Raw genomic sequence first — 6,648 nt, 5'->3', positions numbered from 1 at the left:
GATCGTCGAGCACGCGGCCGCATAAAGGGGAATAACGGAAGCGCGCCGCCGCGCCTGACAGGGCACGCACGGCGTGGCGGCGGCCATGACCGGCGGCCCCGATCGGCTATAATTCCGCTTTTTTACGAAGCACGAAAAGCGAAACGATCATGGAAGCGGAACGTCTCAACGCGATCGAAAGCTCCCTGCTCGACCTGCGCCGCCGCGCGGGCGAGCTTCGGGGGTATCTTTGACTACGACGCCAAGTCAGCGCGTCTAGCCGAAGTCAACAAGGAACTCGAAGATCCGAACGTCTGGAACGATTCGAAGAACGCCCAGGCGCTCGGCCGCGAAAAGAAGCTGCTCGAAGGCGTCGTCACCACGCTGACGGCGCTCGATAGCGACCTGCGCGACGCGCACGACCTGTTCGAGCTCGCGCGCGAGGAAGGCGACGAAGACACCCTCGTCGCCACCGAATCCGACGCCGCGCAACTCGAAACGCGCGTCGCCGACATCGAGTTCCGCCGGATGTTCTCGAATCCGGCCGACCCGAACAACTGCTTCATCGACATCCAGGCCGGCGCCGGCGGCACCGAGGCGTGCGACTGGGCGTCGATGCTGCTGCGCCAGTACCTGCGCTACTGCGAGCGCAAGGGCTTCAAGGCCGAGGTGCTCGAAGAGTCCGACGGCGACGTCGCCGGCATCAAGAACGCGACGATCAAGGTCTCGGGCGAATACGCGTACGGCTACCTGCGCACCGAAACCGGCATTCACCGCCTCGTGCGCAAGTCGCCGTTCGATTCGTCGGGCGGCCGCCACACGTCGTTCTCGTCGGTGTTCGTCTATCCGGAAATCGACGACTCGATCGAAGTCGAGGTCAACCCGGCCGACCTGCGCATCGACACGTACCGCGCATCGGGCGCGGGCGGCCAGCACATCAACAAGACCGACTCGGCGGTGCGGATCACGCACATGCCGACCGGCATCGTCGTGCAATGCCAGAACGACCGCTCCCAGCACCGCAACCGCGCGGAAGCGATGGCGATGCTGAAGTCGCGGCTGTACGAGGCCGAGCTGCGCAAGCGCCAGGCCGAGCAGGACAAGCTCGAATCGAGCAAGACCGATGTGGGCTGGGGCCACCAGATCCGCTCGTACGTGCTCGACCAGAGCCGCGTGAAGGATCTGCGCACGAGCGTCGAAATGAGCAACACGAAAGCGGTGCTCGACGGCGATCTCGACGACTTCATCAGCGCGAGCCTGAAACAGGGCGTATAAGCGCCGCGGCGCGGCCCTGCCGCGCCGCCCCCCTCCCGTTTGCGTTGCCGCATCCATCCCGAATCCCGATCATCATGAACGAATCGACCCAAACGCAGCCCGCCGTCGCGGCGGACGAAAACCAGATCATCGCCGAGCGCCGCGAGAAACTGCGCGCCCTGCGCGACCAGGGCATCGCCTACCCGAACGATTTCCGCCCGACGCATCGCGCCGCCGAACTGCAGGCGACATTCGCCGACTCGGACAAGGCGACGCTCGAAGCCAACCCGTTCGAAGTCGCGATCGCCGGCCGCATGATGCTCAAGCGCGTGATGGGCAAGGCGAGCTTCGCGACGGTGCAGGACGGTTCGGGCCAGATTCAATTTTTCGTGACGCCGAACGACGTCGGCGCGGAAACCTACGACGCATTCAAGAAGTGGGACCTCGGCGATATCGTCGCCGCGCGCGGCGTGCTGTTCCGCACCAACAAGGGCGAGCTGTCGGTCCAGTGCAAGGAGCTGCGCCTGCTGTCGAAGGCGCTGCGTCCGCTGCCGGACAAGTTCCACGGCCTCGCCGACCAGGAAATGCGCTATCGCCAGCGCTACGTCGACCTGATCGTCACGCCGGAAACGCGCGACACGTTCCGCGCGCGCACGAAGACGATCGCGTCGATCCGCCAGTTCATGGACAACGCCGATTTCATGGAAGTCGAGACGCCGATGCTGCACCCGATTCCGGGCGGCGCGGCGGCGAAGCCGTTCGTCACGCACCACAACGCGCTCGACATGCAGATGTTCCTGCGCATCGCGCCCGAGCTGTACCTGAAGCGGCTGATCGTCGGCGGCTTTGAACGCGTGTTCGAAATCAACCGGAATTTCCGTAACGAGGGCGTGTCGCCGCGTCACAATCCGGAATTCACGATGATGGAGTTCTATGCCGCGTACACCGACTACCGCTGGCTGATGGACTTCACGGAGCAGCTGATCCGCCAGGCGGCGATCGATGCGCTCGGCACCGCGACGATCCAGTATCAGGGCCGCGAGCTCGACCTCGCGAAGCCGTTCCATCGCCTCACGATCACGCAGGCGATCCAGAAATTCGCGCCGCAGTACACCGACGGCCAGCTGTCGGACGACGCGTACCTGCGCAGCGAACTGAAGCGCCTCGGCGTCGACGTCACGCAGCCGGCGTTCCTGAACGCCGGCCTCGGCGCACTGCAGCTCGCGCTGTTCGAGGAAACCGCGGAATCCCAGCTGTGGGAGCCGACCTTCATCATCGATTACCCGGTGGAAGTGTCGCCGCTCGCGCGCGCATCGGACACGGTGCCGGGCATCACCGAGCGATTCGAGCTGTTCATGACCGGCCGCGAGATCGCGAACGGTTTCTCGGAGCTGAACGATCCGGAAGACCAGGCCGCACGTTTCAAGAAGCAGGTCGAGCAGAAGGATGCCGGCGACGAGGAAGCCATGTACTTCGACGCCGACTACATTCGCGCCCTCGAGTACGGGATGCCTCCGACGGGCGGCTGCGGGATCGGCATCGACCGTCTCGTGATGCTGCTGACCGACAGCCCGACGATCCGCGACGTGCTGCTGTTCCCGCACCTGCGCCGCGAAGACTGAGCGGCCGCGCCGGCTGTGCCCCGCCCCGTGGCGGCGTACAGCCGGCAGCTTTGTAACCGCGCGTAAATCCCGCCTGCCGGCGCTCGCCGGCAACTGATCTCCCCCCTTTTGTTTTCAAGCCGAAACGGCAGCACGCCGGTTTCGCGTCCCTCCGCCGGCAAACTTCGGCAGCGAATCGTTACAACTTGATACCGTGCCCGTCAGGCGCATGGACGACACTCCTTGTGCAGCAAGGAACCTCACCGAGCACAAATGCATCCGGTTCGGTCGATATCGGATCGAGCGCGAAGCATGGGATCCGCGTAAGCGCTGAAGCGCTAACGCGGATCGACAGGAGAGCAAAAATGGATAACCAGAACCCGACCACCACGCAAAAACAACGCCTCCACCCCCTCGTCGCAACCGCGGCGGGCGCCGTCATCATCGCGAGCCTCGCCGCGACCGCGGCTGTCACCGGGTTGATCCCGAAGGCCACCAGCGGCGACGCGCAAAACGGCCAGACGCAGGCCGCGCTGATCGCGTCGCAACCCGCCGTCGATACCGCGGCAGTCGCAAGTTCGGCCCGCACCGCGCAGGCTCAGCAACTGGCAGCCCAGCAAGGCATGCGGCAGCAACAGCCGCCAGCGCAGATCGCGCAAACGCAGCCGCAGCCGGCACCGCGTCCGGCAGCAACGCATCACAAGCACCACGCCTCGACGACACCGCAGCCGCCGCAATATGCGCAGCAGCCACAACCGGGCTACGCACAGCAGCCGTCGTATTGCCAGACCTGCGGTACGGTCGCCGCCATCACCCCGATTCGCACGGCCGGCCAGAGTACCGGCATCGGCGCGGTCGGCGGCGCAGCGGCGGGCGGCCTGCTCGGCAACCAGTTCGGTCACGGCAACGGCCGCACCGCAATGACGCTGCTCGGCGCGCTCGGTGGCGGCCTGGCGGGCAATCAGGTCGAGAAACAGGTGCGCGCCGAAACCGACTACCAGGTACAAGTGCAGATGGAAAACGGCACGACCCGGACGTTCACGTATCACGAAGCGCCGCCGTTCGCCCAGGGCCAGCGCGTGCGGATCGAGAACGGCACGCTGGTCGGCGCGTAACCGCGCCGGACTTGCCCGCACACGGTACGCGGGCAGCCTGACGCATATGAAAAAACGGCTCGTGAGCGATCACGAGCCGTTTGCTTTGTGCCGGGCGATGCGCGTCCGGACGTGGACGCCTGAAATAGGCCTCAGTCTTCGTCGTCGAAGTCCGATTCGTCGATCCAGTGTGCCTGGATCGCCTCGAGGATCTTCTCGCCGGAATGCGCGGGATCATCGTCGAACCCGTCCAGCGCGAGCACCCACTGGCGCAGATCGACAAAATTGATGCGCTTCGGATCGACATCCGGATGCGCGTCCGCCAGCGCGATCGCGATTTCGCGCGAATCGGTCCATTTCATCGCCCGCCCTCCCGTCAGTGATTTTCTTTCGCGTGATTGATCGAGTACTTCGGGATCTCGACCACCAGATCCGTATCGTCCTTCACGATCGCCTGGCACGACAGGCGCGACGTCGGCTCGAGGCCCCAAGCCTTGTCGAGCAGATCGTCCTCGTCCTCTTCGGACGGATCGAGTTCGTTGAAGCCCTCCCGCACCACCACGTGGCACGTCGTGCACGCGCACGACTTTTCGCACGCGTGCTCGATTTCGATGCCGTGTTCGAGCAGGTTGTCGCAAATACTCTTGCCGGGCGTCGCGTCGATCACCGCGCCTTCCGGGCACAGTTCGACATGAGGCAGCACCACCAGTTGAGGCATGTCCGTTCCGTCAGTCAGCGTGCGGCGGCATGCGCCGCACAATTCATCATAGCGCCGCCCGTTCCCGGCCGGCACGCGAGTCGTTCGTTCAGATTTCGTCGAGCCGGCGACCGGCGAGCGCCAGCCTGATGCCCTTGTCCATCCGGCGCGCGGCGAATTCGTCGGTGCCTTCGGCCAGCGCCTTGGTCGACGCTTCGATTGCATCCACGTCGTCGCTCTGCGCAATCGTGCGCAGCGCCGCGACGCGCGCATCGACGTCCGCGCGCTCCGCCGCGTCGAGCAGCTCGCCGTCGACGGCAAGCGCCGCTTCCGTCGCCTCGAGCATCCGCTCCGCCTCGACCTGCGCTTCACGCAGTGCACGTGCGCGCATGTCGATCTCGGCCGTCTTGAAGCTCTCTTCCAGCATCTTCGCGATGTCGTCGTCGGCGAGGCCGTACGACGGCTTCACGACGACCGACGCCTCGACGCCCGAATGCTGTTCGCGCGCGAACACCGACAACAGACCGTCCGCATCGACCTGGTAGGTCACGCGGATCCGCGCCGCGCCGGCCGCCATCGGCGGAATCCCGCGCAGCTCGAAACGCGCGAGCGACCGGCAGTCGGCAACGAGTTCGCGCTCGCCCTGCACGACATGGATCGCCATCGCGGTCTGGCCGTCCTTGAACGTCGTGAACTCCTGCGCGCGCGCAATCGGAATCGTCGAATTGCGCGGGATGATCTTCTCGACGAGGCCACCCATCGTCTCGACGCCGAGCGACAGCGGAATCACGTCGAGCAGCAGCCAGTCGTCGCCGCTGCCGCGGTTGCCGGCCAGCAGATCGGCCTGGATCGCCGCGCCGAGCGCGACGACCTGATCCGGATCGAGATTGACGAGCGGCGGCTGGCCGAAATACTTCCCGACCGCGTCACGAATGACCGGCATGCGCGTCGCGCCGCCGACCAGCACGACCCCCTTGATGTCGGCCGGCGTCACCTGCGCGTCGCGCAGCGCCTTGCGGGTCGGCGTCAGCGTGCGCTGCACGAGCGGTTCGACGAGCGATGCGAACGTCTCGTGCGTGACCGTCTGCGCGAGCTGCATGCCCGTCGACAGCACGACATCGAGCGACGCCTGCGGCGCCGCCGACAACGCTTCCTTCAATTGCCGCACGCGGTCGAGCAGCAGCCGCACGTCTTCCGGCGCGAGCGTCTTCGCGTCGATGCCGGCCTGCGCGAGGACGTGCTCGAACAGCATGTGATCGAAGTCGTCGCCGCCGAGCGCCGAGTCGCCGCCTGCGGCGAGCACTTCGAACACGCCCTTCGTCAGCTTCAGGATCGACAGGTCGAACGTGCCGCCGCCGAGGTCGTAAACCGCGTACAGACCTTCCGCCGCATTATCCAGGCCGTAGGCAATCGCCGCCGCCGTGGGCTCGTTCAGCAGGCGCAGCACATTGAGACCGGCGAGCCGCGCGGCATCCTTGGTCGCCTGGCGCTGCGCATCGTCGAAGTACGCAGGCACCGTGATCACGGCGCCGACCAACTCGTCGCCGAGCGTGTCTTCGGCACGCTGGCGCAGCGTCGCGAGAATCTCGGCGGACACCTCGACCGGGCTCTTCACGCCGTCGATCGTGCGGATCTGCACCATGCCCGGCGCGTCGACGAATTCATACGGCGCATTGGCCGCGCCCTCGACTTCCGCCTTGCCGCGGCCCATGAAACGCTTGACCGACACGATCGTGTTGCGCGGATCGGTGGCGGCCTGCGCCTTCGCCTCATGGCCGATCCGGCGGCCGCCCTTCTCCAGATAACGCACGACCGACGGCAGCAGCATGCGGCCCGCCTCGTCCGGCAGCACTTCCGGCACGCTGTTGCGTACGGCGGCGACGAGCGAATTCGTCGTGCCGAGATCGATCCCGACGGCGAGCCGCCGCTGATGCGGCGCCGGCGCCATGCCCGGTTCGGAGATTTGCAGTAAAGCCATCTTGGTTCGTTCGGGAGCTTCCGCTCCGTTTGCTGCGCGCGCTGC

General features: G+C 66.0%; 6 protein-coding genes. 3 read left to right on the top strand and 3 right to left on the bottom strand.

Annotated elements, in window-relative coordinates:
* The first annotated feature begins 149 nt into the window (after nt 1-149).
* From prfB to KH616_RS05165, 3 genes are all read left to right on the top strand, one after another.
* Nucleotides 150-1,254 (top strand): peptide chain release factor 2 gene (gene prfB, locus KH616_RS05175; protein ID WP_292237854.1). Its coding sequence is split into 2 segments (ribosomal slippage): nt 150-221 and nt 223-1,254, totalling 1,104 coding nucleotides; the frame shifts between segments, so codons are not numbered across the junction.
* Between the two features lie 74 nt (nt 1,255-1,328).
* On the top strand, nt 1,329-2,855 hold the full coding sequence (gene lysS / locus KH616_RS05170; protein ID WP_292237853.1) for a lysine--tRNA ligase: 1,527 nt from the start codon (nt 1,329-1,331) through the stop codon (nt 2,853-2,855).
* Nucleotides 2,856-3,199: 344 nt separating this feature from the next.
* On the top strand, nt 3,200-3,949 hold the full coding sequence (locus KH616_RS05165; RefSeq protein ID WP_292237852.1) for a glycine zipper 2TM domain-containing protein: 750 nt from the start codon (nt 3,200-3,202) through the stop codon (nt 3,947-3,949).
* 131 nt (nt 3,950-4,080) lie between these two features.
* Here KH616_RS05165 and iscX read toward each other — a convergent pair whose 3' ends face one another.
* The 3 genes from iscX to hscA form a co-directional block, all read right to left on the bottom strand.
* Nucleotides 4,081-4,290 (bottom strand): Fe-S cluster assembly protein IscX, encoded by a 210-nt coding sequence (iscX, locus tag KH616_RS05160; RefSeq protein WP_292237851.1) that lies wholly within the window; start codon nt 4,288-4,290, stop codon nt 4,081-4,083.
* Nucleotides 4,291-4,304: 14 nt separating this feature from the next.
* Nucleotides 4,305-4,646: an ISC system 2Fe-2S type ferredoxin gene (gene fdx / locus KH616_RS05155; protein WP_292237850.1), complete on the bottom strand. Its 342-nt coding sequence runs from the start codon at nt 4,644-4,646 to the stop codon at nt 4,305-4,307.
* Between the two features lie 88 nt (nt 4,647-4,734).
* Nucleotides 4,735-6,603, bottom strand: coding sequence for a Fe-S protein assembly chaperone HscA (hscA, locus tag KH616_RS05150; protein ID WP_292237849.1), 1,869 nt, complete (start codon nt 6,601-6,603; stop codon nt 4,735-4,737).
* Nucleotides 6,604-6,648 lie beyond the last annotated feature (45 nt).

The organism is Burkholderia sp., from assembly GCF_018375725.1.
Taxonomy (GTDB): Bacteria; Pseudomonadota; Gammaproteobacteria; order Burkholderiales; family Burkholderiaceae; genus Burkholderia.
This window is presented reverse-complemented; position numbering and strand designations above follow the sequence as displayed.

What these genes read in the sequence shown, in the direction of transcription:
- iscX (WP_292237851.1), bottom strand. Translation starts at nt 4,290, where the DNA reads ATGAAATGGACCGATTCGCGCGAAATCGCGATCGCGCTGGCGGACGCG.
- hscA (WP_292237849.1), bottom strand. Translation starts at nt 6,603, where the DNA reads ATGGCTTTACTGCAAATCTCCGAACCGGGCATGGCGCCGGCGCCGCAT.
- fdx (WP_292237850.1), bottom strand. Translation starts at nt 4,646, where the DNA reads ATGCCTCAACTGGTGGTGCTGCCTCATGTCGAACTGTGCCCGGAAGGC.
- KH616_RS05165 (WP_292237852.1), top strand. Translation starts at nt 3,200, where the DNA reads ATGGATAACCAGAACCCGACCACCACGCAAAAACAACGCCTCCACCCC.
- lysS (WP_292237853.1), top strand. Translation starts at nt 1,329, where the DNA reads ATGAACGAATCGACCCAAACGCAGCCCGCCGTCGCGGCGGACGAAAAC.